This is a genomic window from Stenotrophomonas sp. FR024, from assembly GCF_047500745.2.
Classification (GTDB): domain Bacteria; phylum Pseudomonadota; class Gammaproteobacteria; order Xanthomonadales; family Xanthomonadaceae; genus Stenotrophomonas; species Stenotrophomonas maltophilia_A.
On the sequence record NZ_JAXAXM020000001.1, the window covers coordinates 245,706 to 270,927 of the forward strand.

A 25,222-nucleotide genomic window follows, 5' to 3' on the forward strand; every position below is an offset into this window, starting at 1 on the left:
CCACCGGTCACCGCCATGCGCCTGCGTTCCCTGATGACCCGCCTCGCGGCCTCCACCGTGCTGATCGCCGCTGCGATCGGCGCCCAGGCCGCCCCTTCCATTTCCGGCCGCGAACTGTCGGTCGGCGCCAGTGACGTGCAGCAGTACCTCGATGGCAGCTTCCCGCGCACCCAGGACGCCCTCGGCGGCCTGATCGCCCTGACCATGAGCCACCCGCAACTGAGCCTTCCGGCCGGCGAACGGTTGAACCTGGGCATGGATGTGGCACTGGCCACCGCCGGTGGCAACCCGTCCAAGCTGGGCACGGTGAAGCTCAGCAGTGGCCTGCGCTACGACGCGCAGACCCAGGGCTTCCACCTGCAGCAGCCGAGCGTGGATGACTTCACCCCGGCCAACCAGGGCGGGCGCCTCGATTCGCGCACCCGCGGCCTGCTCAATGCCTGGCTGAGCGACTACGCCCAGCGCGAACCGATCTACAAGCTGGACCCGGCCGTGGCCGGCCTGCTCGGCGCCCTGCAGGTGCAGTCGGCGCAGGTGAAGAACGGCAAGCTGGTGGTCACCTTCAACCAGAACCTGGGCAACCTGGTGCCGGCAGGCGTGCTGGGTAAGTAAGGTAGTGCCGGCCGCTGGCCGGCACGCATTTCACATGTGTGCCGGCCAGCGGCCGGCACTACCCGCTGCGGGTCAGCGCTTGGGCTGCAGCATGGTGCCGGTGCACTTGGGCGAGCCGCAGCGGCATTCCCAGATCTTCTTCAGCTTGGCGGTGTGGCGCTCGGCCAGGGTGATGCCGTAGTTGTAGGTCAGCTCTTCGCCGGCCTTGATGTCACGCAGCGCCTCGATGAACACCTTGTCGCCGCGGCTGTCGCCGTCCTCGTCTTCCTCGATCACCGCCTCGCAGTTCGGGGCGCAGCTGTGGTTGATCCAGCGCGCGTCATTGCCCTTGTAGTTGGCATCGATCACCCAGTCGTCGTTGAGGGTGAACAGGAAGGTATGGCCACTTTCGACGTCGCCGCTGTCATCGGCATCAACGTCGCCGTGGCTGCGCAGCAGGCCCTTGTACTGGATCACGCGCTCGCCCTGCTTGATCGGGGCCACGGCGAACACGCCGTTGCCATGGATGGCGGACTTGCGGGCTTGGATCTTCTTCGGCATCGGCACGGGCTGTTTGCAGCGAATGGAACAGGGATTCTCGCCCATTCCGGGTGATTGCGAAAATCACCCCGTTGGCGCAGCATTGCGCCCTGGCAACGGCCCCGGTGTGTCCTCCCGGCCCGGCCCCAGCGCCGGCTGAATGCCCGGGTTGGATGGCGGCGAATAAAAGCGTACAATTTCAGTCCGCTTTAAGAACCACTCGCATCCCCATGTTGCGCGTCACCAAACTCACCGATTACGCCACCGTCGTGCTGACCGTGCTCGCCGCCCGTCCGGGCGAGGTGCTCAGTGCCACCGAGCTGGCCGAATTCACCGGTCTGGAGCCGCCCACCGTCAGCAAGGTGCTCAAGCCGCTGGCCCAGGCCGGCCTGGTTGAAGGCCTGCGCGGCGTCCGTGGCGGCTACCGCCTGACCCGCCCGGCCATCGAGATCTCGCTGTTCGAAGTGGTCGAAGCGATGGAAGGGCCGCTGGCCCTGACCGAATGCAGCCACGACCACCACCAGTGCGGCATGGCGCCCAAGTGCGGCGCGCGCAGCAGCTGGCGGTTGATCAACGACGTGGTTTCCGAGGCCCTGCGCGATGTCACCCTTGCGCAGATCCTGCCCCCTCTCCCCCTTGCCGATGACGAACAGCGCCGCACCATCGCTGTCGACGTCGTCTCCTGATCCGTAGGCAGCCCCCCATGGCCACCGAAACCATCGAAAACGTCGCCCACGACGACACCCCCAACCGCGAGATCCACGAGCAGCTCGGCCGCAAGTATTCGGCCGGCTTCATCACCGAGATCGAATCGGACTCCCTGCCGCCGGGCCTGGACGAGGACACCATCCGTGCCCTGTCGGCCAAGAAGGAAGAGCCGGAGTGGATGACGCAGTGGCGCCTGGACGCCTACCGCCACTTCCTGACCATGCCGATGCCGGACTGGGCCAAGCTGGAGATCGCGCCGATCGACCTGCAGGCGCTCAGCTACTACTCCGCGCCGAAGGGCCCGAAGTACGCCTCGCTGGATGACGTGCCGAAGGAACTTCTGGACACCTACGACAAGCTGGGCGTGCCGCTGCACGAGCGTGCCAAGCTGGCCGGCGTGGCGGTGGACGCGGTGTTCGACTCGGTGTCCGTCGGCACCACGTTCCGCAAGGAACTGGCCGAGAAGGGCATCATTTTCTGCTCGATGTCCGAGGCCATCAAGGAACACCCGGAACTGGTCCGCCAGTACCTGGGCACCGTGGTGCCGGTGGGCGACAACTACTTCGCCGCGCTCAACTCGGCGGTGTTCTCCGATGGCAGCTTCGTGTTCATTCCCAAGGGCGTTCGCTGCCCGATGGAACTGAGCACCTACTTCCGCATCAATGCCGGCCACACCGGCCAGTTCGAGCGCACCCTCATCGTGTGCGAGGACAAGGCCTACGTGTCCTACCTGGAAGGCTGCACCGCGCCGATGCGCGACGAGAACCAGCTGCACGCTGCGGTGGTCGAGCTGGTCGCGCTGGAAGACGCGGAGATCAAGTACTCCACCGTGCAGAACTGGTACCCGGGCGACGAGAACGGCGTCGGCGGCATCTACAACTTCGTCACCAAGCGTGCCGAGTGCCGTGGTGCGCGCAGCAAGGTCACCTGGACCCAGGTCGAGACCGGCTCGGCGATCACCTGGAAGTACCCGTCCTGCGTGCTGCTGGGCGACGACTCGGTCGGTGAGTTCCACTCCGTGGCGCTGACCCATCACCGCCAGCAGGCCGACACCGGTACCAAGATGATCCACGTCGGCAAGCGCACCAAGAGCAAGATCGTCAGCAAGGGCATCAGTGCCGGCCGTGGCCAGAACACCTACCGCGGCCTGGTGCGTGTGGACCGCAACGCCGACGGCGCGCGCAACTACACCCAGTGCGATTCGCTGCTGATCGGCAAGCAGTGCGGCGCGCACACCTTCCCCTACATCGAAGTGAAGAACCCGGGCGCCACCGTCGAGCACGAGGCCACCACCTCCAAGATCTCCGACGATCAGCTGTTCTACTGCCGCGCCCGTGGCATCAGCCAGGAAGACGCGGTGTCGATGATCGTCGACGGCTTCTGCAAGCAGGTGTTCCGCGAACTGCCGATGGAGTTCGCGGTGGAAGCCAAGAAGCTGCTGGAAGTCTCGCTGGAAGGTTCGGTGGGCTGACCGCCCGCCCCTGCCCCTCGCAAACGCATTCTCTTTACCGGCGGGCCGCGGCCCGCCCCACGGAAACCCCCACCATGCTGAAGATCGAAAACCTCCACGCCCGCATCGGCGACAAGGAAATCCTCAAGGGCCTGTCGCTGGACGTCCAGCCCGGCCAGGTGCACGCCATCATGGGCCCCAACGGCGCCGGCAAGTCCACCCTGGGCAATGTCCTGGCCGGCCGCGACGGCTACGAAGTGACCGAAGGCAGCGTGCAGTTCGACGGCGTCGACCTGCTGGAGCAGGACCCGGAAGCGCGCGCCGCTGCCGGCCTGTTCCTGGCGTTCCAGTACCCGGTGGAAATCCCGGGCGTGAACAACACCTACTTCCTGCGCGCGGCACTGAACGCCCAGCGCAAGGCGCGCGGTGAGGAAGAACTCGATTCCATGCAGTTCCTCAAGCTGGTGCGCCAGAAGCTGGCCGTGCTGCACCTGAAGGACGAACTGCTGCACCGTGGCGTCAACGAAGGCTTCTCCGGTGGCGAGAAGAAGCGCAACGAGATCTTCCAGCTGGCCGTGCTGGAACCGAAGCTGGCGATCCTGGACGAGACCGACTCGGGCCTGGACATCGACGCGCTGAAGAGCGTGGCCGACGGCGTCAACGCACTGCGCGCCGCCGACCGCTCGTTCCTGGTCATCACCCACTACCAGCGCCTGCTGGACTACATCAAGCCGGACGTGGTGCACGTGCTGGCCGATGGCCGCATCGTCAAGAGTGGCGGCCCGGAGCTGGCGCTGGAACTGGAAGCGCACGGCTATGATTTCCTGAAGGACCGGGTCGTGCCCGAGGCGGCGGTCTGATGAGCGCCCTGCTTGATTCGATGGCCCAAGCCTTCTGCGGCAGCGATGCGCGCCGCGAAGTGCTGGACGCGGCCCTGCGCGACGGCCTGCCGGCCGCCCGCAACGAAGCCTGGAAGTACACCTCGCTGCGCCAGCTGGAACGCCGTGCGTTCGCTGCGGCGCCGCTGCAGGGCCCTGCGCTGGACGCCGCGCTGCTGGACGACATTCCGGCGCCGCGCCTGGTGTTCGTCAACGGTCGCCTGGATGCCGCGCTGAGCGACGTGCAGGCGCTGCCGGCCGGCGTGCAGCTGCAGCCGCTGTCGGCCGCACTGGCCGCCGGCGAAGACGCCGTGCGTTTCCTTGGCCGCCGCTACGAACGCAGCGAGGAGATCTTCGCCCGCCTGAATGCCGCGCTGGCCGATGAAGGTGTGGTGTTGCGCGTGGATGAAGGCGTGCAGGTCGAAACGCCGCTGCAGCTGGTATTCGCCAGCGTCGCCGGCGACACCGACCTGGCCTGGCACCACCGTCACCTGATCGAACTGCGTGCCGGCGCCAGCCTGGGCGTGGTCGAGCATCGCTTCAGCGTGGGTGACTCCGCCCACCTGGACAACACCGTGCTGCATGCCCACGTCGCCCGTGATGCCGTGCTCAAGCACGCCCGCGTGCAGGCAGGCAGCGCGCGCCAGACCAGCTTCCTGCGCACCGACGCGGTGCTGGCCCGCGACGCGCAGTACCACCGCGTGGACCTGGAGCTGGGCGCCGCGCTCAGCCGCCATGAACTGAACGTGCGCCTGGAAGGCGACAATGCCCAGCTGACCGCCAACGGCGTGCTGCTCGGCAATGGCCGCCGCCACGTCGAAACCCGCCTGGGCATCGACCACATCGCACGCGATACCGCCTGCGAACTGCTGTGGCGCGGCGTCGCCGCCAACCGCAGCCGCGTGGTGTTCCATGGTGGCATCCAGATCCGCGAAGGCGCCGATGGCACCGACGCGAACCTGTCCAACAAGAACCTGCTGCTGTCGGCCGATGCCGAGATCGACACCCAGCCGACGCTGGTGATCGATGCCGATGAAGTGAAGGCCGCACACGGTGCGACTGTCGGCCAGCTCGACGCCAATGCGCTGTTCTACCTGCGCTCGCGCGGCCTGCCGCAGGCACAGGCGCAGGCATTGCTGAGCGCCGCGTTCTGCCACGAGCCGCTGAAGATCCTGCCCGACGCACTGCGTGCGCAGCTGGCACGTCGCCTGGACAAGGCCCTCGCCGAGGCGGGTGTGGCATGAACCTGTCCACGCCGCGACCGATCGAAGAACGCACCGGCGCCCCCGACTGGGACCGCGTCCGTCTCGACTTCCCGCTGTTGATGCGTGAAGTGCATGGCAAGCCGCTGGTCTATTTCGACAATGCCAACACCGGCCAGAAGCCGGTGCAGGTGATCGGCGCGGTGGACGAGTTCTACCGCCGCTACAACGCCAACGTCAGCCGTGCGGTGCATGCACTGGGCAGCGAGGCCACCGATGCCTACGAAGGCGCACGCAACAAGCTGGCGCGCTTCCTCAACGTGCGTCCCAGCGACCTGGTGCTGTGCAGTGGCACCACCTTCGCCATCAACCTGGTGGCCTACTCGTGGGCGCTGCCACGGCTGAAGGCCGGTAACGTGATCCTGATCACGCGCATGGAGCACCACGCCAACATCGTGCCGTGGCAGCTGGTCGCGCAGCGTACCGGCGCCACCATCCGCGTGGCCGAGATCACGCCTGACGGCGCACTCGATCTGGATGCGCTGCGCGCGGCAATGACCCCGGAGGTCAAGCTGCTGGCGGTCACCCACGTCTCGAACGTGCTGGGCACGGTCAACCCGGTGCGCGAGATCTGCCGCGAAGCGCGCAAGCGCGGCATCATCACCGTGGTCGATGGCTCGCAGGCCGTGCCGCACCGCAAGGTCGACGTCGCCGCGATCGGCTGCGATTTCTACGCCATCACCGGCCACAAGATGTGCGGCCCGACCGGCACCGGCGCACTGTGGGCGCGCCGCGAGCACCTGGACGCGATGCCGCCGTTCCTCGGCGGCGGCGAGATGATCAAGGAAGTCAGCTTCGACGGCACCGTGTTCAACGATGCCCCGCACAAGTTCGAAGCCGGCACCCCGAACATCGCCGGTTTCATCGGCCTGGGCGTGGCTGCCGACTACTTGCAGCAGCTTGGCCAGGAGAACGTGGAAGCACGCGAAGCCGAACTGCTGGCGCACTTCACCGAAGAGCTGCGCCGCGTTGACGGCCTGCGCATCATCGGCGAAGCGCCGGAGAAGGCCGCCGTGGTCTCGTTCCTGATCGACGGCGCGCATGCGCACGATCTGGCCACCCTTCTGGATCTGGAAGGCGTGGCCGTGCGCTCTGGCCAGCACTGCGCGCATCCGCTGCTGCAGTACTTCGGCGTCGCAGCTACCTGCCGTGCCTCGCTGGCGTTCTACAACACGCACGCCGAGATCGAGCGTTTCATGACCGCGCTGACCAAGGTGCGCAAGCTGCTGGGCTGAGGATTCGCCAGAATCGGGGAAGTATGAGAACGCCGCAGGAAACTGCGGCGTTTTTTTATTGCGCGCTGGACGCAAGCAAGCAGAGGCGTGACCGGGAAACACCGAGTGATGCCAGGAACGGGCAATCTCACCGTAACGCCGATCCATCCACCATCAACAGCCTTGAGGCGCCGTCTTTTACATGCCAACAAGCATGGATACCCCGGAGGCAATCAAGAAGACGTACATCATCACGACGCCCCTCAACACCCACCGTTCCCCCTGATGGAGCGTCTGCCCTTTGGAAGTAAGGGCAAGCACTGCAATACCGCGCAAGCACCTAAGCCACCAATCAACCTTGATGATTCCGACTGCAGCGAGTACTTCCGGCCGTTCACGCTCGATTTTAAGCAACATCCTGTGAGCCGCAAATGCGTTTATCCACATGGCACCTAGAATAATGGAAGCCAAAATGGGGAAGCTTTCAACAAACCCTGGCACTCAGCTCCTCCTTTTGAGGCTACTCCATCACATAGCACCTGCACACCCAATCTTCTACGCAGCAATCAGCTATGGAGTCGATGCGCTCAATGGCGCAAGAAGACCCTTGACGTACCCGCCGAGGCCAACTACGTCCTCAGCTGTGCCAATCAGGTCCCGTCGCATCATCTTCTCGACATGCTCTACACCACCAAGTCGCGCGACAACATTCGCAAGGAAAGTGACATCTCCCGCAAACAACGTCACGTCCTGATCCAGCTTTACAACCCAGCGACCATCATGCGAATACAAATAATGATCACGCATGAAGTTCCCATCTTCGAGCCAGTAGGAGCGCAGGCCATCCAGACCTCGCTCAATTTCCACGGGGCTTCCCCCGTCGAAGCACTCTGAACATCGAACCGCGCAGATCGCGATATCTGCAAGGTGCTCCGAAAGTGCGCTCAGCCACGCCACCCAAACATCATTCGGAGCAAAATCCTCATACAGGTTGCGATCAAACGCCATCCCGGCCCAGTCTTCCCGGAGGAGAGGGAGATCCGGAGGGTTAGCATCCGAGAGGGATGCCGCAATGAAATCTGGCCAGCAATATGTAATGCTCATGGCTTCTCTGAATGTACTCAAGCCCAGTCATCAGCACACCGCCTAACGGCCAACACCTGTGCTTCGGCATAGCGGGGATCGCGAATACGGATATCGGCATCATCAAGATAGTGCCATATCACGTGAGGAACACCGATTTCATACGAACTTGACCGAAGCACGTTCTTGATAAATTCCGCCCTCTGGTACCAGCTAGACACCTGCTCCACGGAAGCAGGCTCGGATTCCAAAAGCCTCCGCAGACAGGCTAGAACGAGATTCTTTACATCGATAGCGCTCAATGCGAAACCTCGCATTCTTCAACCAAGCGGAAATTGCCCCAAAGCCTATCGACGTGATCGATCAGCTCGCAATGACACAGACGCAATCGCGCAACGTGTAGAATTGAACAGCCCAGGAGTGAAATGGCGTACTGTGATATCTGTGACTCTGCCAGCCATCGAGAATGTTCCGAAGTCTCTGTCTGGCAAGTGTCAATCCTAACATGGAGACCATGCGATCACATGTTAGGCGCGCCTGTGGATCATCCCGCTTTCCTGCCACAGAAGGCAGAAATGAAAGCACATAACGCCATTTCCACAACCTATCGCTCACTTCAGATCTTCAAGATTGACGAGCACATCTCCAAATTCCTCACGTGGAACGGGACCAGAGATTCGTAGGGAGCGAACTTCAAGGGGGGCGTGAATTTCGCCAAGCAGCAGGTCACCTGTCGAATTGTCACTCTCTCTTGTCCTGAACACCCCGATTATCGAGACCCATGAATACGCGTATTCATCAAATACGCTTTGCTGCAGATCTATTGGCCCTCTAATTCGAACTTGGGTCTCCTCAGTCACTCCGGCCTCAAACAACTCTTTGCTTGAATTCAGTACAAAGAGCTCCCGGCTCACCCCGAGATAGCCCTCCATCCGCACCAACTTTCCATCGAATAGCCGGGGCGTAGCAGCCAGTTCCCGGAAGCTGACCCGGCAGGCGGAGCTGCCCTCGACCCCACAGGTCTTTCCAGACGGCGCGCCCCCACCTTCTTGATACCTGCAACCAGCCCCATAGAAAATAAAAACAATAACCATGAAAAACCGGAAATTAAAATTCATGCCCACACTTCCGCGTCACCATCCAGCGCCATGGATACCCGCTCACTTTCTTCGCTCCACACCCACAAACCCCAAGCCCCCCCCTGTCAGCCGAAAAATTCACTGAATCACTGATAGCCAAGCTCATCAACAAAAGCCCTGCACTTGGAATCCCAATCGACATGAAATGACTTCAGCTCATCGGACTGCAGTTTCCCATTGTCCGAACGATTCATTACTGCATATCCGCGCCGCCCTCTCACTGCCCCTCAGTAGCGGTGCCGTATACATCCCATCCGACCGCCGCGACGCCTTATACGGGCCACGCGCACCAATACCGCGAGTGCCGTCCGAATCAGTGGGGAGCCAGCCCTTTTTCCAGCCGACAGCTCACCCTCGACCTCTCGGCAATAGTCATCACGCACTCATTCATAGGAAGCCCACAGGTGTCCGCCGACCTGACGACACCTTGATGATCGGCCAAGACGAAATATACCCTCACCCTTTCGCTTCCAGCCTGATCAAATGATTTCCTGACATCAATTAAATGTACCCTGCATATTTGCGCTTCTGGCACGCTCCCGGAAGAACTAAAAACTGACTCGAGCGCAAGTGCGTAGTGATTAGCCGCTGCGTTTCCCGGCTCATGATTTATGACCACACCCAAACCTTCATCTCTTCCGCCACAGGCTGTAAGCCCTAACAAGCAAAGCGCCGCTACAATAATATCGACCAGCCGCCCAAAGCGATCAAGCACTTGGGAATTTTTCACTGAAATACCTCCCAAAACTTAGCGCACCCGCAATCTACATCCTTTCACAGAACCCGATCATTCGCTTCAAAATGACCGAGGCACACTGGTCTTCGTCAATGCCGCAAGTCCCCGCAGTCAAGAACTTCCCGCCGCCATCAGTCAACACATAGAAGATCCTTCTATTTCTCTGACCCTCCCGAGAGAGTTCGAGCTGCGATACCACCAACTCTGCATTCACTTTCCGCGCCCCATCCACAGGACGCGAATGTATGAGCTCATCCATATCAGCATGGATCTTCTGAGATGAGGAGCTGTCGTGGTCCTGGTTGGCCACCCGAAGAAGACAACCGCGGTCCTGCACACAGGAGGCGAGAAGCGGCATCGATAAGGCAGCAGATAGAAAAACTATGATCCTCATCGAAACCTGCCCATCCAATGACCTCGAGTTCAAACCAGAATACGCTCCACACCACCCGTTCCTATCATTGAATCCGAACGAATTATTATGGACATTCGCGCAATTGCAACCTCTAATTGGAAATCCCCACCCCGCAAGGTGGAATCCCGACCCGTTCATGCCGCAACCTCTGAAGATCCATCTCCATCAATTCGCGCGTAGTCTCCGGCGGATCAAGACGCAAGCCTTCCTCGAGGATTTGCATTGCGCGCCTACAGTCCCCCCCGCCTTGCTCAAGGGAGAGGAACAGTGCCAATCGCTGCATTGAACTAACGTCAATTCGTGCGACTCCCTCCAGTAGCGATACCGCTCCATGTCGCCACGCGTCGAGTAGTGCCATTCGAGCTTTAGACGGGCCTCTGCACTCCCGTTTTCAGCCATCGAAGTCTGACGTTCCAACTCCTCCTCGGAAAGGGCCAGACTTGGCGCCTCATCATATTTCTCATTTCGGGAAAGCCGCTCTTCCTGGGGCTCCCCGTTACCGCAGCCAACAAGCAGCAAAGACAAAGCAACAGAATTCGAAAGAATTTTCATTGCTTCACCTTCACCGTTTCTACTCTACGAATCCTGGACCCCAATTCAGGCTCAGCAAACTGATAGGATATTGAACCATCAGCTTTGATCGTAATCGAACGAATGGCGGGACCTGCCGGCCCCGTCCCTCCAGGCGAGAACCTCTGTCATACACCTGCACCTCCGGTTCCGTTCTCACCCATACTGACACGGAGCGTCATATCATCTCCAGGCTTGTAGTTTTTTGGATAGCGAACGAATCCGTTGGGAGCATATACGGACGACTTATTCAGGTTCGCCCATCCCTGAGAAAAAGCCTTTGCCTGACCGATTTCCGCCCCCAAGTGGCAACCTGCCATGAATATTTCCTGGCCCTGTTTTAGCCCAAACTGGGTCCGAGCCATATCCCAGGAGCTGACTGTGGAGTAGTTTTCCATGCGCCCCCCTCGCTGGTCCTGAATGACCATGTTATTGGCGTGCCCTGCGACCGTGAACTTGCCCGGAATGTTGAGCGCATCTCCTCCTGCTCTCAGCCCGTTCGGATCAGCTTCACCGAACACGTTCATGTCTGCCCTGCCGTCCGGATCCTTGAACTTATACAGATTGGCAGAAGCATAGCGATAGCGATTGAATGAAGCCCCTTCCGAACTAGCTGCAACTGGATCAGCCCCCAGAAATGCGACAGTTTGGAAGTCATAATATCGCTGCTGCATGTAACTCAGCCCGGCCCCCGATTCCGTCACATGCCCCGTATATCCCGGCCCATCCTTCAACGGCCGATTCACCACCGCCCCATACGGCTCATGGATTGTACGCTCGATGACGTTTCCGCTGGCATCGGTGATCGCCACCGGTGAACCCAATGCATCAGTGTGGATGTACTCGACCACTTCCTGGGCGGTCGCTGGCGCCATACAGGCCACCAGCACCACTATCGCAAGCACCACTCGAATCAACAACAAAGAGAGTCCATTCATGGCTTAGTCCCAGCTCGGTACACTCTGGGTGACAGGATGGTTGCTCCACCACGGCAAGCAATCTTCTGCATTGCAGGCACGCGCGCGATACTCATGCGCGCAATAGGTCCCGCCACTCGACTGCACGTAGGTCTTGCCGCGAAAAAATGCCGATGACGCAGTCTCCCGTTGCGACTGGCGCTTCAGCAGCCTGCAAGATAGCTACGCTTAAGAAGAGGCCCCATTCGGTGGACGTATCGCGTCTGCACAAGGCTGCTACGAACTCTTCCCGCGTAGCAAGCCAACGAAAAGAGGTATGTAGCCCACCGTGAACGCCGCCAGAAGTATGAGCGCCCATTCAATGAATGAAATCCATGTATGCCCGTACACGAGACGCAACAATCCATAGCTTACGATCGTGAAAACAGCAGTTTTCGCGTAATACACGGCGACGCCCTTCAAGATCAATTTGATCTTCATATTGGACCGACCAGGATTTCGTAGGCAACTCAGAGCCATAATCAATGGTAACGAGAGGGGTGTCTATGGTGAGCAAGCAGTACAGTCTCCTCAACCTGAGCTGTCATTGCCTCTCAGGTTGCCGGCCAGCGGCCCGCACTGCCCGGGAGTTCTTCAGAGCATCCCTAAACAACGACGTTAGTCACACCTTCAAGAGAACGGATTGGAGATGGCCGCATAAATCGCCTCAGGCGGCCCATCAAATCCGAACGCCCCTCTATGCATCATCTCCTCAATATAACGATGCTTTTCTATGTCCCCGGGATATGGGCTTGCCACCCCAAGAAAGTCACGACCACCAACAGCTATAACAAAGCGCTCATGAACATCCCAATAACACAATGAGCCCGACGAATCATGGCGCAGCACAACTTCAAAACCCGCGGCACGACTATCAATCTCATAGATATCGTAGGCATCAGCAATGAGAACATCCTCAATCTGCCTGCCATTATCAGATATCCTCGACAGCAGCGGCCGATCACTCCCAGAGACCTTGGAAAATGCGAGCCACATAAAATAGCAATCTACAATTGACAACGACCACGGGTATACAGCATTACCCCGCCCCTTCACATACCTCATGAATAGCGTGGAATCATCACCAAACATGCCACCTACTCCTCTTTAAATCTAACTTTAATAACCTCTTTAATCTTGGTTCCGGTTCGTTCAGCGCTGAGCCGAACTGAAGTCTCGCCCGAACCATCCCTTGTAATTCTTGCACTCATCTGAACCACTGAGCCGTCGCCCAGTTTCCCTAACTGCCCCCCATCCCGCGCCTCAGACTGACCGCGAGTCAATATATTGAACATTTTTTTTGCGCCAGCGGCGCCACCATGCCCCTCGTACTGGTTGGTTCTTCTGCCAGCACGTCCCCCGGTGGGACCCAACTGATCTGCAACCGAGTCAATGTACTTCCGTGCTTGGGAAAAATCCTTCCCGGCCATTATGGCGCCACGCATTGCCGCAGCCAACGCTGAAACGAATCCTCCACCCTCTATCGCTGCACCACCGGTTGTGCCCGCGACCGCCGATCCTCCAACAATTCTCAGCATCAGACGGCCATCTCGCCCGACTTGCTGTTGTGCCTGATCAAGGGTCAGGCAGCTGGAAGTGTCGTGGCAAGAACGTGGATCCGACACTTGACGCCCATCTGGGTCAGTAAAGCGGTAGGGATTGCCATCTCCGTACCTGTAGCGACTGAACTGTCCAATCGGGCTCTGATATGCAGCGACCGGATCGACAGACAGAAAGCCTGCCAACGCAGGATCATAGTACCGCTGCTGCATGTAACTCAGCCCGGTCCCCGAGTCCGTCACATGCCCCGTATATCCCGGCCCATCCTTCAACGGCCGATTCACCACCGCCCCATACGGCTCATACACCGTACGCTCGATGACGTTTCCGCTGGCATCGGTGATCGCCACCGGTGAACCCAGTGCATCAGTGTGGATGTACTCGACCACTTCCTGGGCGACTGCCGGAGCCACGCAGGCCGCCAGCACCACCACCGCGAGTACCGCCCGAATCAACAGCGAAGAGAGTCCATTCATGGCTTAGTCCCAGCTCAGTACACCTTGGGTGACCGGCCGTTCGGCCGACCATGGGGAGCAACCGCCTGCATTACAGGCACGCACGCGATACTCATGCGCGCAGTAGGTCCCGCCATTCGACTGCACGTAGGTCTTGGGGCCCGTGTAAAGACGCTTGCCACCGCCACCGCTTTCAAGCTGATACTCGGTTGCGTCTGCCACCAGACTCCATCCTGCAGAGCACTGGACCTGATAGGGCGGCCTGCGGGTCGTCAACCACTCTGCTAGATAGAGACTCGTCGCCCCCGGCGGCAGCACCACCGCGACAGTCACGACTCCCGAGTACGGACTGCACCCCGCGAAATTGCACGCCCTCACGCGATAGGCGTAGCTGCCTTTGCCACGGCTGGCACCAAAGCTGTTCCCGCCGCCGTTATGCACCACCGTCCAGCCACCACCGTTGGCGCTCTCCTCCAGCACGAAGCTCTCGCTGTTGGCCGGCACCGACCAGCTCAGGCTGTACTGCGGCACGTTCACCAGGCCCGGCGCACTGATCACCGGCTCGATCGTCGGCGGCCCGATCACCGCTACCGTCGACGTAGCCGACCACGGTCCGCAGCCCGCGCCATTGCAGCCGGCAACCCGATAGCCATAGCTGCCCACACCACGCACAGCGGTGGCATAGGAACCCGCGTTGCCGTCGAACAGCGTGACCCATCCGCCACCATTGCTGCTCTCCTGCAGGGTGTAACGCGTGGCACCAGCCACCCCGTTCCAGCCAATGCCGATACTGCCCGGCGCAGCGCGTGCCGGCGCAGAGAGTCCGGGCGCAGTGGCAGGCGGATATACGACCGTCACCGCAGCCGTGGCGCTGTATCCCGTGCACCCTACCGGGTTACATGCGCGAACCCGGTAGTTGTAGCTTCCCGCTGCCTTGCCACTGAAGGCCTTGGACTGACCGATGGCGTTGTGCACCTGGGCCCAAGCGCCACCATTGGCGCTTTCCTCCAGCTCATAGCGCTCGGCACCGGAAGCCGCAGACCAAGCTACGTTGTAGCTGCCGTTGAAGGCTGTGGCAGGCACGTTCAGGGTCGGCACGGTGGATGGCGCCAATGCCACGGCCACTGACGCGACATTGCTCCATCCGCCACACACCGCACGACAGCCGCGCACGCGGAACTGATAGGTCCCCGTGACCAGGCCTGTGCTGGTGAACGATTGCGCCGCGCCATCGAAGACCGTGCTCCAGGTGCCCGCAAGGGCACGCTGCAACTCATAGCGGTTGGCACCGCCGGCCGGGCTCCAGGTCAGGTTCACGCTGCCCTGGGTAATGTAGCCCGGCGCACTCAGCGCGGGAACGCTGGGTGCCGCTTCGCCATGCACCTGGGAAACCAAACTGCCTGACAGGTAGAGATAGTCGGTCTGCTTGCCGGTACGTTCGTTGCGCTGGAATCGCAGCACGCCGCCGTTGTCGTAGAACGAGTAGATTGCCCCCTTGCCACTGGCACCAGCCTTCACCCGGCGACCGTGGGCGTCGTACTCGTAGCTCTCTGCTGTTCCGGCCGCGCGCAGCCGGTTGCCGTAGTCAAACGCGAAAGCCTGACCATTGCGCACCGAAAGATTGCCCTGCACGTCATAGCCAAGACCGGTCACGGTTGCGCCGGTTCCGGTTTCAATCACGTTGACCAGTCGATTGGTCGGATCGAAGTAGTGCGTACGATCGCGGCTGCCGACCTTGGCACGGCGCAGGTTGTCCAACGCGTCATACTCATACAAGGCGTTGCCGAAGCCCGGCGCAGTGACCGTCCGCAACCGGTCCAGGCCGTCATAGGTCATGTCCCGGTTGCCGGGCGCCCCGGGCAGACCATCGGAAATGGCCATCACGTTGCCGCCAGCATCGTAGTCATAGCTGTCATCCAGCACTGCGGCCGCTGCAGTGGCATCGCGGCTGCGGTCGGGCAGCCCGCGGGCATTCTGGGTCAACGTGTGCACGATCCCATTGCCATATACGAAGCGGGCCAACGCGCCGTTGGCAAAGTAACTGGCCTCCTTCGCATAGCCGCCGACGGTCGTCGCCCGACCCAATGCATCCGGCGTATAGCTGACGACACGCCCACCCGGGTAGGTATTGCTGGCCAGTGTGCCGTTGGCATCGTAGCCATAGGCCAGGCTCAGGCTTCCCAGATCCGGATGCTGCAGGGTTTCGCCGCTGAGCAGGCGGCGGCGGTTGTACTGGTAGCGGTTGACGACCATCGGCCGGGTCGGATCGTTCTGCGTACTGATCTCGGCCGGCAGACCATCAGGCGCGTAGGACCAGTTCTGATTTCCGCGCCCATCCGGGAAGATCAGGGTCGACAAGCGGTTGGCGGCGTCGTAACTACGCTTCACCGCGCGGCCGCTGGCCAGGGCTTCACTGCGGTTGCAGTCGGTCGTGCTGGTCAAACCCGTGCCGGCCGCCGACCACAGCACGTTGCCTGCCGCGTCGTAGTCCTGCACGGTCGCACCGGTTTCCGGCTCGATGGTCTTGCACAGCTGCTGGTAGCCGTCATAGACGTAGCGGCGGGTCAGCGACTGGCTGCCGTCTGCACTGCGGCGGGTGATCGCCAGCGGCTTGCCCAGCGTGTCTCGCTGGATCTCGGTCACCAAGCCTTCGGGGTGCTGCAGCGTCAGCGGCATCTCGTAGCTGGGCTGGTCGTAGGCGAGGTGGCGTGTCGTCGTGGCCTGGCCTCGCGGGTTGGTCACTTTCACCGACAGATTGCCCACGTACTCGGTGCGGGTAACCAGTGCCCCCAGCTCGGACGATTGACTGACCACGGTGGGGCGGCCCAACGCGTCGTACTGCGTCGTGGTGCCGGTCAGGGCGGCATTGATATCGGAGAGCTGCCGCGTGGGATACGAGGCAAACACGGTCTTGCCGCTGGTGTCGTAGCGGGTCACCACGGCGCTGTCCAGCACGTTGTTGGCGTTCTCGGTCACCAGCACCGGGCGGAACATCGCATCCAGGTAGGTATCCGTACGCCGCCCGCCCTGCGTGCGCGAGTGCTTCCATGCGCCGGCGGGCACCCCCAGCTGCGCGCCACCCAGTCGCTGCAGGTCCATGGTTACGCCATTCCAGTTCACGCTGTCGCCGCCAGGGAACTGCTGGCTGCGCAGCCTGCCCATGCTGTCGTAGCTGAAGCTGGTGGTTGCGCCGGTTTCGTCGGTCAGCGAGGTGATCCAACCGTTGTCGTCCACGGCAACCGTGCGCACCGCACCATTGGGCGCTTCGGGCGTGGCCGGCATGCGGAGCTGCTGCGGAACACCACGCTTCCATCCCGACAGATGGCTGGTATTTCCACGGCCATCGGCCACCGAGGCAACCGTGCCGTCGGCTGCATAGGTCACCTGCTGCGCCAGGCGGCCAAATGCGTAGGCGCGCAGTGGCAGTGCTTTGGCCGTATCGAATTCGGTGCGGGACTGTTCGATGCCATTGAGCACACTGCGCGCTGTCTGGCCGTTCACCCATAGCGCGGGATTGTCGTAGTAGCTGGTGCTGGTGGTGCGACTCTGGCCTGCGGAATTCGCTTCAACGACGGTGACTTCGCGCGCAAATGCATCAAAGGCCTGCACGGTGCGGGTGAACTGCACGCCATCCTGATTCACAACCGTGCTCTGCACTGGGCGATTCAGATGCTCTCCCAGTTCCCTGGCCCCGTACTTGAGATTCCGGCCCGCCTCGCGCGGGAACGGCGCGCTGGCAAGTTGCGCGTCCGGGTAGTAGTTGCTGCGCTCGATGCGAACCACCGCGCCACCAGAGCTGGTAGTCGTGGACAGCAATAGACCGTCGTTGTAGCCGACTTCCTTACCGAATTCGTAGGTCCGAATAACCCCATCGGGTAGGGTTTCAATCGTTATCTTGGGCTCTGCCTGCCCCACCGGAATCATCGGCCACCCGGCCTGGTCGACTCTCCTGTCGTACTGCCACCCCAGATTGGTGTACTGATAGCTCCACTGCGTGGTGGGCATCCCCGGGCCGCTTATCCGCTTTGCCACCAAAGACATCGCGTCCCGATAGAGGGGCGTGAGATTCCATCCGTCGGCCAGCAACTGATCGTCGCCGGAGGTCTGGCAGTTGAACGGAACATTCTTGCGCCCGTGTCGGAACGGTCGAAATACAAAAGTACCGAGTGCGCCAGAGGGATGTGTGACAGTAGCCGTGACCTCGGTCTGCACAATCTTGTTCGTCTTCGCGCACAGCCCAGCGAAGTCCATGTAGGCTGAAGGGTCCTGCCCGGTGTATTCGGGGTACTTCTTCGTCACGTGGACCGGAGGCAGGTCGTAACGCCAGGCGGTGCCATCCGGCAGCGTCACCGACTGCAACACACCGGCCGGAGTGTAGCCATAGGTCCAGGTGCGGCCCGCTGCTGTTGCGGTTGCGATGCGGCCCAGGGAGTCATAGGCAAGGCTGATGCTGCGCCCATCGTTGGCAACGATTCGATCCAGCCGCCCGCCACTCCATTCGTAGCGGACCCAGTTGCCGAAACGATCGACAACCTGGGATGGATAGAGGAAGACCTTTTTCCGTTTCAGCGTGGCATGGGTGATGGTGTCGTAGGGCTGGAGAACGGCAGACTCGTTCTCGCGCGCCACCATCCAGTCGAAGTAGTACTTGGTTCCGTCTGGCGCGTGGCCCAGGAAACCTTCGCCCGGCTGGCCGCTCTTGAGCGCACTGAGGCATGAGAAGAACCATCCCCCTTTTGTGTTCCAAGGCGTTGGCGTGCCAATCTGGGGCGTTGGCTGGCGTGCGTCCCCGCTGCCCGCCAGGACGGTTTCACCGCCTCCGCCCGGCAATGAAAGCCTCACCCCATCCCAATAGGTGTGGGGAGAAAAATTGATGGTCTGGGTATGCTTGTAATTCCAGACATCCAGCGACGGGGGTGCGGTAACTGTCGAGCAACGGGCGCTTGGCATCCAATGCCCGCCGATCGCGGTTTCGGGCTGGTCTCCGTATGTGCCTGAAAGCGACGGAATGTCGAGATCCCAGTTTCCATATTCCTTGTCATTTGCACCGCCGCTGACATCCCCGTAGCTGCGGCTGAGTGAAACCGCGAGCCCGCCATTGCCCGGAATCGAAACATCCGTGGCCTTGAAGCTGATCGAACCGTCATAGAGGTTGACCTGCTCGCCGAAGATCTCGCCCTTCAGCGGTTCGACAAGGTCCCCGTACTTCAGCCGCTTGTCGTACTCCTGGCGCCAGGTGGGAACGATCTGGGCTGAAACGCCGACCGGTGCCAGCACACACAGGGCAATGACACCGAGAAACAGACCCTTGGCAGCCGTTGCGGCGCGCGGATGAGAAATGAGGCGAGACTGCATGAAGATCCTCCCTGGATCGACTTCCCTGTGTGCCCCACCCGCGCCGAACGGCAGTTGGCCTTCGACCAGGCGGCACCCACTCCGGCAGACAGCCACGCGTTGCTTCACGGTGGGCGGGTGCTGACCATGGATATGAACGAATAATGAAGACGGCGTCAACCCTGTGTATTGGCCACACTCGGCAAAGTTGGCCCAAGCGGTAGCCTCCCGCGCCCTTCCCCGCTCCACCTAGAATGTCCCCATGAGCACCCTGACCTTCCGCGCCGCCACGTCGGCCGACATCCCCGCCCTCATTGCCCTCGTCACCTCGGCCTACCGGGGTGATGCCAGTCGCGTCGGCTGGACCACCGAAGCCGACCTGCTGGACGGCGCCCGCATCGATGCCGAAGGCATCCAGGCCGACCTGGACCGCCCGCGCTCCACCATCCTGCTGGCCGAACGCGACGGCCAACTGGTAGCCTGCGCCCACGTCGCCGATGTCGACGGCAAGGGCTACTTCGGCATGTTCTCGGTCGACCCGGCCCAGCAGGGTGGCGGCGTCGGCAAGCAGCTGATGGACGCCGCCGAAGCGCACGCCGCACGCGAATGGAAGGTGCCGGTGATGCAGATGACGGTGATCGACGTGCGCGACGAGCTGATCGCCTTCTACGAGCGCCGCGGCTATCTGCGCACCGGCATCAAGAAGCCGTTCCCGTACGGCGACGAACGCTTCGGCATTCCCAAGCGCGACGACCTGCGCTTCGAGATCCTGGAAAAGCCGCTGGCCGGAGCCGCCGCGTGAGCGATACCTGGACCTTCGTCTGTGCCGGCACCGAGCTGCTGCCGGGTGAAATGAAGAGCGTGTTCGACGAGGTAACCGGCACGCCGATCGTGGTGTTCAACCTCGACGGTGAGTTGTACGCGCTGGAAGACCAGTGCACACATGAAGAGTTCGAGCTGTCCTCGGGCGAGTTCAACACCACCGAGGGCAGTGTGGAGTGCGTGCTGCACGGCGCGCGCTTCGACGTGCGTGACGGCCGCGCCCTGTGCGCCCCGGCCTACAGCCCTGTGCCCAAGTTTCCGGTGAAGCGCGAGCACGACGCTGTCTGGACCCGCGACGACCGGGATTGAGGCGGCGCTCGGCCCAGAGAGCCCCCCAGAGGGCGCCCCGCGGGAGAGCATCCACCCATGGGGTGGATCCATCGCAAGGCCATTAGAGCCTCCCCAGGGCGCCCCCGGGTCGCCTCGAGGGCCCGGCATGGCCCGTACATGCGAATCATTATCGTTGATGTTATTCTACGTAACATCTTCGTAACGACTCCGCCCCCGCGCCATGGCTTCGCCCGCGCCCACCGCCACGCTGTGCCAGCTCGCCCGCCAAGGGTGGCCGCTGCTCGTGGCCGTGCTGCTGACGCTGGTGTTGGGCTGGTCGGCACTGCACGAAGGACGCGGCAACAACCCGGCTACCCACGGCTGGCAGGCACACGCTGAAGATCTGCAGCAGGTCATGCCGGTGCCGGCCCCGCCGGCCGACGAGTGCCCGCACCATGCCGCGCCAGCACCCGAGCCGCCGCTGGATGGCGAGGGCGCCACGCCCTGTACCGGACTGGCTCCCCCGCGCGCCGCCCTGGTCGCGCATGTTCCGCTGTGGCGTTCCGACGCCCTGCGCTGGCAGCTGCGCGATCCCGCACTGCGGTTGAACCCCGGCCACGCTCCGCCCGCACCGCACGCCAGCTGAGGCGCCCTGCGGCCGTTGCCGTGCGCCTGATTGCGTTTCCCGCCAGCCGAGCATGGCTCGGCTCTATAGAACCCACCTCCCGCCTGTCGCCGCACGTCCATCTGCGCCGGCTCGCGCTCGCCCTTTCCCGATCCAAGCCACCGCCACCCAGACCATGACCCACATCACGTCCCGCAAGCACGCTCCGCGCGTTTCCCTGCTCGCTACCGCCACCCTGGCCGCCGGCTTCGCACCGCTGGCCGCACAGGCTGCCGACAGCGCCGATGCCGGCTCCCGCAAGGCCACCGACCTGGACAAGGTGCAGGTGCGCGGCAGCTGGTTCAATCCGTCCTCGCCGAAGTTCACCGCCGAGCTGCTGGACACCCCGAAGTCGGTGTCGATCGTCTCGGAGAAGCTGATCGCCGAAACCGGTGCAACCAACCTGCAGGATGCATTGCGCATGGTCCCGGGTATCACCTTCGGTGCCGGCGAAGGCGGCAACCCGACCGGTGACCGCCCCTTCATCCGTGGCTTCGATTCGCAGAGCAACGTCTTCGTCGACGGCCTGCGCGACGTCGGCTCGCAGACGCGCGAGATCTTCGACCTGGAGCAGGTGGAAGTGGTCAAGGGCCCGAGCTCGGCCTACGGCGGCCGTGACTCCGGTGGTGGCAGCCTGAACCTGGTGAGCAAGACGCCGAAGCTGAAGAACGAGACCAGCGCCAGCATGGGCATCGGCACCGACAGCTACGCACGCGGCACCGTGGACGCCAACTACGTGCTGGGCGATGGCATCGCCGCCCGCCTGAACCTGATGAAGCACGAGTCGGACATCGCCGGCCGCGACGCTGCCAATGTCAGCCGCTGGGGCATCGCGCCGTCGATCGCGTTCGGCCTGAACGGTCCGGCACAGCTGATCGCCAGCCACTACCACATGCAGAGCGATGACCTGCCGGATGCAGGTGGTTTCCCGTACGGTAATCCGAACGGTGCGCCGGCCTCGAAGTGGGTCGATGGCCGCCCGATGGTGCCGGACCGCAACAACTACTATGGCCTGGTCGACCGTGACTTCCAGCGCACCCGCGCCGACATCAGCACCCTGGACGCCAGCTACGACTTCGGTGGCCACAAGCTGCGCAACATCGCGCGCCTGGGCAACACCAGCAACGACTACCTGTGGACCCAGCCGGACGACAGCCAGGGCAACCCGAACAACTACGGCACCTTGTGGCGCCGTACCAACAGCCGCGCCGTCGACGTCAAGAGCTTCGCCGACCAGCTGGGCCTGACCGGCGCGTTCCAGACCGGCGCGCTCAAGCACAGCTACAGCGCCGGTGTGGAGTACAGCGACGAGAAGATGACCCGCGGCAGCTACCTGATGACCCCGGGCACCAGTAACCCGCTGACCGGCAACAGCAAGTGCCCGACCACCGGCGCGGCCACCGGCTACAACTGCACCAGCTTCGCCAATCCGAACCCGAACGATCCGTGGGCGGCGACCCACGCGGTGTATCGCAGCGACAAGGCGCTGGACGTCGAACAGCGCACCAAGACCACCTCGGCGTACCTGTTCGACACCATCGAACTCAACGCACAGTGGAGCTTCAATCTCGGCCTGCGCTACGACGACTTCCGCACCACCCTGACCACGCCGGTGGCCGGTGCGGCGCCGACCCGCGTGCGCAATGACAACGACTTCCTGAACTACCAGGCCGGCGTGGTGTTCAAGCCGGCGGCCAACGGTAGCATCTACCTGTCCTGGGGCACCTCTTCGACCCCGCCGGGCATGGACGGAGGTGACGGCTCCGACGGTCTGAGCGCGGCTGTGGCCGACCTCAAGCCGCAGGACACCAGGAACCTCGAACTGGGCACCAAGTGGGACCTGCTCGACAACCGCCTGAACCTGACCGCGGCGATCTTCCATACCGTGATGAACAACGCACGTGTGACGATCGACAACGGCACCAGCCAGAACGCAGGCAAGAAGGAAATCAACGGCTTCGAGCTGGGCTTCAATGGCCAGTTGACCGATGCCTGGAGCCTGTACGGCGGCTACACCTACCTGGATTCGGAACTGAAGGACAACGGCTTTGTCTGCGCCGTATCGGGCCGCACCTGCCCGAGCGGCATCTACGTGCCGTCGCCGAACAACGGCAACGTGTTCCCCAACACCGCCAAGCACAGCGCCAACCTGTGGACCACCTACCGCTTCCCGATCGGCCTGACCATCGGCGCCGGTGCGTTCTACTCGGACAAGCAGTACGGTGACGTCGCCAACACCAAGTGGATTGCCAGCTACACCCGCTTCGACGCGATGGCCAGCTACGCGATCCAGGACAACATCAGCCTGCAGCTCAACGTGCAGAACCTGACCGACAAGACCTACTTCACCAAGGCCTATGCCTCGCACTACGCGAGCATCGCCCCGGGTCGCTCGGCCACCCTGGCACTGAACGTGAAGTTCTGATGTAACTCCGCTCCACCACGGCGGCAGGCTCTCCTGCCGCCGTTTTTGTTTCCGGCGATACTCACCCCATGGTTACCCGCACTCCCATCGACAGCGACGCCCTGGCCGAGCTGCTGCAGCACGATCCGCAGGCCGCGTTCGCACGCGTGCGCGACGCCGCGCAGGCTGGACAGGTCGAGGCACAACTGCTGCTCGCGCAGATGCACATGGAAGGCAAAGGCACCGCGCAGGACGCCTCGGCCGCGCTGCTCTGGTACGAAACCGCCGCCAACAACGGCGCGCCGATGGCGATGAACATGCTCGGCCGCTGCCATGAGCTGGGCCAGGGCACCGTCGCCGACCCGACGCTGGCCGCGGTCTGGTACCGGCGCGCGGCCGACACCGGGCTGGACTGGGGCCTGTACAACCTGGCCAACCTGCTGGCCACCGGCCGCGGTGTACCGCAGGACCGCGCGCAGGCATTGGCCCTGTATACCCGTGCCGCACACCTGGGCCATGCCAAATCGATGAACCTGCTGGCCCGCCACCTCGAAGACGGCCTGGAGATCGAACGCGATCCGCAGGCCGCCCTGGGCTGGTACCGGCGCGCGGCCGAGACCGGCGATTTCCGCGGCCAGGCCAACTACGCCTCCATCCTGCTGCAGGCCGGCCAGGTCGAGCAGGCCGTGCGTTGGCTGCGGCTCGCACTGGCGCACGGCAGCCCGGCGTTCATGGCGCACATCGTGCCGGAACTGGCCGCGTCGCCGCATCCGCAGGTGCGCGCCCTGGTCGCACCGCCGTCCCTCTGAGGAGTCCCGCATGCTGCTGCACATCCCCGACATTCTCAGCGCAGACCAGGTGGCCGACTTCCGCCGCCGACTGGATGCCGCCGACTGGACCGATGGCCGCGAGACCGTCGGCCATCTGGGCGCGCAGGCCAAGCACAACCAGCAGCTGCCCGAGGCCTCGCCGCTGCGCCGCGAACTGGGCGAGATCATCCTCGTCGCGCTGGCCCGGCACCCGCTGTTCTTCAGCGCAGCGCTGCCGCTGAAGTACCTGCCGCCGCGTTTCAACCGCTACAGCGGGGGCGGCACCTATGGCTTCCATGTCGATGGCGCGGTGATGAACCTGGCCAACGGCGAACAGCTGCGCTCGGACATCTCCTGCACCCTGTTCCTGTCCGCGCCCGAGGAGTACGAGGGCGGCGAGCTGATCATCAGCGATACCTACGGCGAGCACGAGGTAAAGCTGCCGGCCGGCGACCTGATCGTGTATCCGTCCAGCAGCCTGCACCAGGTGCGGCCGGTCACCCGCGGTGCGCGCGTGGCCTCGTTCTTCTGGGTACAGAGCATGATCCGCGACGATGTGCAGCGCCGCCTGCTGTGGGAAATGGACGGCTCGATCGAGCGCCTGCGGCAGACCGGCGGCGACGCCGAGGCGATCCTGCAGCTGACCGGCGTTTACCACAACCTGCTGCGGCGCTGGAGCGAGGTCTGAGCCGGATCCGGCCGGCCTGCGACATTTTGGCAATCATTCTCATTTGCAACAGCTAACAGCTCTCATTACAATCACGCCCCGTTGATGTCGGCCGCTGCCGGCAGACCCTTGGGGACCCCTGCTTGCTGCGCCCGCTTCGCCCTCGCCCACTCATCCATCGCAAGATGGGCACCGCCATGCGCGGTCAGCGTCCTGCGCTGGCCAGCCTGCTGGCGTGGGTGGCGATGCTGGCTTTGCTGCTGGGCACCCTGCCGCTGCTGCCCCACGGCCAGGCCGGAATGGCCGTGCAGATGCCGCTGGAAGAGCGCGGTGGCGAAGCGTCCCCGCAGGAAGAAGCACCGGCCAAACTGCGCCGCTGTGCTGCCGCCCCGGTGAAATCGGCCGAGAAGGCACGCCCGCCGTTGCTGCTGGCCAGCCAATGGCTGCGTACCGAGCTTGAACTCGTACCCACCACGCCGGCCATGCCCGGCGTGCGCCCGGACTGGCCGCTGGCCGCTCCGGACACGCCCTGGGCCGACGCGCCCGGGCGCCGCCAGCAACGCGGCCAGGCGCCGCCGCTCGCCTGAATCACGGCCCCGCGTGACCGCCTGCGCGGTCGTGCCCGCACGCCGCTGCCTGCTTCATCCCTGCCGCCCCTGACCGGGCCTCCCCGTGCATGCCGCGCCGTTCGCGCC

General features: G+C 62.9%; 20 protein-coding genes. 13 read left to right on the forward strand and 7 right to left on the reverse strand.

Annotated elements, in window-relative coordinates; genetic code table 11:
- Positions 1-15 precede the first annotated feature (15 nt).
- The gene (locus tag ACMZ91_RS01075) at positions 16-612 is read left to right on the forward strand and encodes a YceB family lipoprotein (protein WP_049413438.1); all 597 of its coding nucleotides are present in this window, start codon (positions 16-18) and stop codon (positions 610-612) included.
- Between the two features lie 72 nt (positions 613-684).
- Here the strand turns inward: ACMZ91_RS01075 and ACMZ91_RS01080 are convergent, their stop codons facing one another.
- Positions 685-1,152, reverse strand: a complete 468-nt coding sequence (locus tag ACMZ91_RS01080; RefSeq protein ID WP_100437477.1) for an SET domain-containing protein — start codon at positions 1,150-1,152, stop codon at positions 685-687.
- Between the two features lie 209 nt (positions 1,153-1,361).
- Here ACMZ91_RS01080 and ACMZ91_RS01085 point away from each other — a divergent pair, with 209 nt between their 5' ends.
- The 5 genes from ACMZ91_RS01085 to ACMZ91_RS01105 all read left to right on the forward strand — a co-directional run bounded on the left by ACMZ91_RS01085 (position 1,362) and on the right by ACMZ91_RS01105 (position 6,664).
- Positions 1,362-1,817 (forward strand): SUF system Fe-S cluster assembly regulator, encoded by a 456-nt coding sequence (locus ACMZ91_RS01085; protein WP_005408436.1) that lies wholly within the window; start codon positions 1,362-1,364, stop codon positions 1,815-1,817.
- A 17-nt stretch (positions 1,818-1,834) separates the two neighbouring features.
- Entirely contained in the window at positions 1,835-3,310 is a 1,476-nt protein-coding gene (sufB, locus tag ACMZ91_RS01090) for a Fe-S cluster assembly protein SufB (RefSeq protein WP_043396952.1), read from the forward strand.
- 74 nt (positions 3,311-3,384) lie between these two features.
- Entirely contained in the window at positions 3,385-4,149 is a 765-nt protein-coding gene (gene sufC / locus ACMZ91_RS01095) for a Fe-S cluster assembly ATPase SufC (RefSeq protein ID WP_019337095.1), read from the forward strand.
- Positions 4,149-5,411, forward strand: a complete 1,263-nt coding sequence (gene sufD, locus ACMZ91_RS01100; protein ID WP_019337096.1) for a Fe-S cluster assembly protein SufD — start codon at positions 4,149-4,151, stop codon at positions 5,409-5,411. Before sufC ends, sufD begins: the two co-directional genes overlap by 1 nt.
- The gene (locus ACMZ91_RS01105; RefSeq protein WP_414576639.1) at positions 5,408-6,664 is read left to right on the forward strand and encodes a cysteine desulfurase; all 1,257 of its coding nucleotides are present in this window, start codon (positions 5,408-5,410) and stop codon (positions 6,662-6,664) included. The genes sufD and ACMZ91_RS01105 overlap by 4 nt, the downstream gene beginning before the upstream one ends.
- A gap of 549 nt (positions 6,665-7,213) precedes the next feature.
- Here the strand turns inward: ACMZ91_RS01105 and ACMZ91_RS01110 are convergent.
- The 6 genes from ACMZ91_RS01110 to ACMZ91_RS01135 form a co-directional block, all read right to left on the reverse strand.
- Positions 7,214-7,747 carry a hypothetical protein gene (locus ACMZ91_RS01110; RefSeq protein WP_336685039.1) on the reverse strand — a complete coding sequence of 178 codons (534 nt, stop codon included), beginning with the start codon at positions 7,745-7,747 and terminating at the stop codon, positions 7,214-7,216.
- A gap of 590 nt (positions 7,748-8,337) precedes the next feature.
- Positions 8,338-8,844 carry a hypothetical protein gene (locus ACMZ91_RS01115; RefSeq protein ID WP_414576637.1) on the reverse strand — a complete coding sequence of 169 codons (507 nt, stop codon included), beginning with the start codon at positions 8,842-8,844 and terminating at the stop codon, positions 8,338-8,340.
- A 1,870-nt stretch (positions 8,845-10,714) separates the two neighbouring features.
- Positions 10,715-11,524, reverse strand: coding sequence for an RHS repeat domain-containing protein (locus ACMZ91_RS01120; protein ID WP_100437473.1), 810 nt, complete (start codon positions 11,522-11,524; stop codon positions 10,715-10,717).
- A gap of 648 nt (positions 11,525-12,172) precedes the next feature.
- Positions 12,173-12,634 (reverse strand): hypothetical protein, encoded by a 462-nt coding sequence (locus tag ACMZ91_RS01125; protein ID WP_414576635.1) that lies wholly within the window; start codon positions 12,632-12,634, stop codon positions 12,173-12,175.
- Between the two features lie 5 nt (positions 12,635-12,639).
- Positions 12,640-13,578: an RHS repeat-associated core domain-containing protein gene (locus ACMZ91_RS01130; RefSeq protein WP_080355180.1), complete on the reverse strand. Its 939-nt coding sequence runs from the start codon at positions 13,576-13,578 to the stop codon at positions 12,640-12,642.
- A 3-nt stretch (positions 13,579-13,581) separates the two neighbouring features.
- Positions 13,582-18,912, reverse strand: a complete 5,331-nt coding sequence (locus tag ACMZ91_RS01135; protein WP_414576633.1) for an RHS repeat domain-containing protein — start codon at positions 18,910-18,912, stop codon at positions 13,582-13,584.
- Between the two features lie 241 nt (positions 18,913-19,153).
- Here ACMZ91_RS01135 and ACMZ91_RS01140 point away from each other — a divergent pair, with 241 nt between their 5' ends.
- From ACMZ91_RS01140 to ACMZ91_RS01170, 7 genes are all read left to right on the forward strand, one after another.
- The gene (locus ACMZ91_RS01140; RefSeq protein ID WP_049398806.1) at positions 19,154-19,693 is read left to right on the forward strand and encodes a GNAT family N-acetyltransferase; all 540 of its coding nucleotides are present in this window, start codon (positions 19,154-19,156) and stop codon (positions 19,691-19,693) included.
- On the forward strand, positions 19,690-20,022 hold the full coding sequence (locus ACMZ91_RS01145) for a non-heme iron oxygenase ferredoxin subunit (RefSeq protein WP_100437470.1): 333 nt from the start codon (positions 19,690-19,692) through the stop codon (positions 20,020-20,022). The genes ACMZ91_RS01140 and ACMZ91_RS01145 overlap by 4 nt, the downstream gene beginning before the upstream one ends.
- A gap of 202 nt (positions 20,023-20,224) precedes the next feature.
- Positions 20,225-20,629, forward strand: coding sequence for a hypothetical protein (locus ACMZ91_RS01150; protein ID WP_100437469.1), 405 nt, complete (start codon positions 20,225-20,227; stop codon positions 20,627-20,629).
- A 154-nt stretch (positions 20,630-20,783) separates the two neighbouring features.
- Positions 20,784-23,072: a TonB-dependent receptor gene (locus ACMZ91_RS01155; RefSeq protein ID WP_414576631.1), complete on the forward strand. Its 2,289-nt coding sequence runs from the start codon at positions 20,784-20,786 to the stop codon at positions 23,070-23,072.
- A gap of 68 nt (positions 23,073-23,140) precedes the next feature.
- Positions 23,141-23,860 carry a tetratricopeptide repeat protein gene (locus tag ACMZ91_RS01160; protein WP_149908885.1) on the forward strand — a complete coding sequence of 240 codons (720 nt, stop codon included), beginning with the start codon at positions 23,141-23,143 and terminating at the stop codon, positions 23,858-23,860.
- Between the two features lie 10 nt (positions 23,861-23,870).
- Positions 23,871-24,548, forward strand: a complete 678-nt coding sequence (locus ACMZ91_RS01165) for a Fe2+-dependent dioxygenase (protein ID WP_061479225.1) — start codon at positions 23,871-23,873, stop codon at positions 24,546-24,548.
- A 164-nt stretch (positions 24,549-24,712) separates the two neighbouring features.
- Entirely contained in the window at positions 24,713-25,114 is a 402-nt protein-coding gene (locus ACMZ91_RS01170) for a hypothetical protein (RefSeq protein WP_049398800.1), read from the forward strand.
- The last annotated feature ends 108 nt before the right edge of the window (positions 25,115-25,222 follow it).

Excerpts from the sequence above, each read along its gene's own strand:
- ACMZ91_RS01080 (WP_100437477.1), bottom strand. The coding sequence starts at position 1,152 with ATGCCGAAGAAGATCCAAGCCCGCAAGTCCGCCATCCATGGCAACGGC.
- ACMZ91_RS01115 (WP_414576637.1), bottom strand. The coding sequence starts at position 8,844 with ATGAATTTTAATTTCCGGTTTTTCATGGTTATTGTTTTTATTTTCTAT.
- ACMZ91_RS01170 (WP_049398800.1), top strand. The coding sequence starts at position 24,713 with ATGGGCACCGCCATGCGCGGTCAGCGTCCTGCGCTGGCCAGCCTGCTG.
- ACMZ91_RS01140 (WP_049398806.1), top strand. The coding sequence starts at position 19,154 with ATGAGCACCCTGACCTTCCGCGCCGCCACGTCGGCCGACATCCCCGCC.
- ACMZ91_RS01110 (WP_336685039.1), bottom strand. The coding sequence starts at position 7,747 with ATGAGCATTACATATTGCTGGCCAGATTTCATTGCGGCATCCCTCTCG.
- ACMZ91_RS01135 (WP_414576633.1), bottom strand. The coding sequence starts at position 18,912 with ATGCAGTCTCGCCTCATTTCTCATCCGCGCGCCGCAACGGCTGCCAAG.
- sufD (WP_019337096.1), top strand. The coding sequence starts at position 4,149 with ATGAGCGCCCTGCTTGATTCGATGGCCCAAGCCTTCTGCGGCAGCGAT.
- ACMZ91_RS01155 (WP_414576631.1), top strand. The coding sequence starts at position 20,784 with ATGACCCACATCACGTCCCGCAAGCACGCTCCGCGCGTTTCCCTGCTC.
- ACMZ91_RS01125 (WP_414576635.1), bottom strand. The coding sequence starts at position 12,634 with ATGTTTGGTGATGATTCCACGCTATTCATGAGGTATGTGAAGGGGCGG.
- ACMZ91_RS01120 (WP_100437473.1), bottom strand. The coding sequence starts at position 11,524 with ATGAATGGACTCTCTTTGTTGTTGATTCGAGTGGTGCTTGCGATAGTG.
- ACMZ91_RS01130 (WP_080355180.1), bottom strand. The coding sequence starts at position 13,578 with ATGAATGGACTCTCTTCGCTGTTGATTCGGGCGGTACTCGCGGTGGTG.
- sufC (WP_019337095.1), top strand. The coding sequence starts at position 3,385 with ATGCTGAAGATCGAAAACCTCCACGCCCGCATCGGCGACAAGGAAATC.
- ACMZ91_RS01160 (WP_149908885.1), top strand. The coding sequence starts at position 23,141 with ATGGTTACCCGCACTCCCATCGACAGCGACGCCCTGGCCGAGCTGCTG.
- sufB (WP_043396952.1), top strand. The coding sequence starts at position 1,835 with ATGGCCACCGAAACCATCGAAAACGTCGCCCACGACGACACCCCCAAC.
- ACMZ91_RS01150 (WP_100437469.1), top strand. The coding sequence starts at position 20,225 with ATGGCTTCGCCCGCGCCCACCGCCACGCTGTGCCAGCTCGCCCGCCAA.
- ACMZ91_RS01105 (WP_414576639.1), top strand. The coding sequence starts at position 5,408 with ATGAACCTGTCCACGCCGCGACCGATCGAAGAACGCACCGGCGCCCCC.
- ACMZ91_RS01085 (WP_005408436.1), top strand. The coding sequence starts at position 1,362 with ATGTTGCGCGTCACCAAACTCACCGATTACGCCACCGTCGTGCTGACC.
- ACMZ91_RS01165 (WP_061479225.1), top strand. The coding sequence starts at position 23,871 with ATGCTGCTGCACATCCCCGACATTCTCAGCGCAGACCAGGTGGCCGAC.
- ACMZ91_RS01075 (WP_049413438.1), top strand. The coding sequence starts at position 16 with ATGCGCCTGCGTTCCCTGATGACCCGCCTCGCGGCCTCCACCGTGCTG.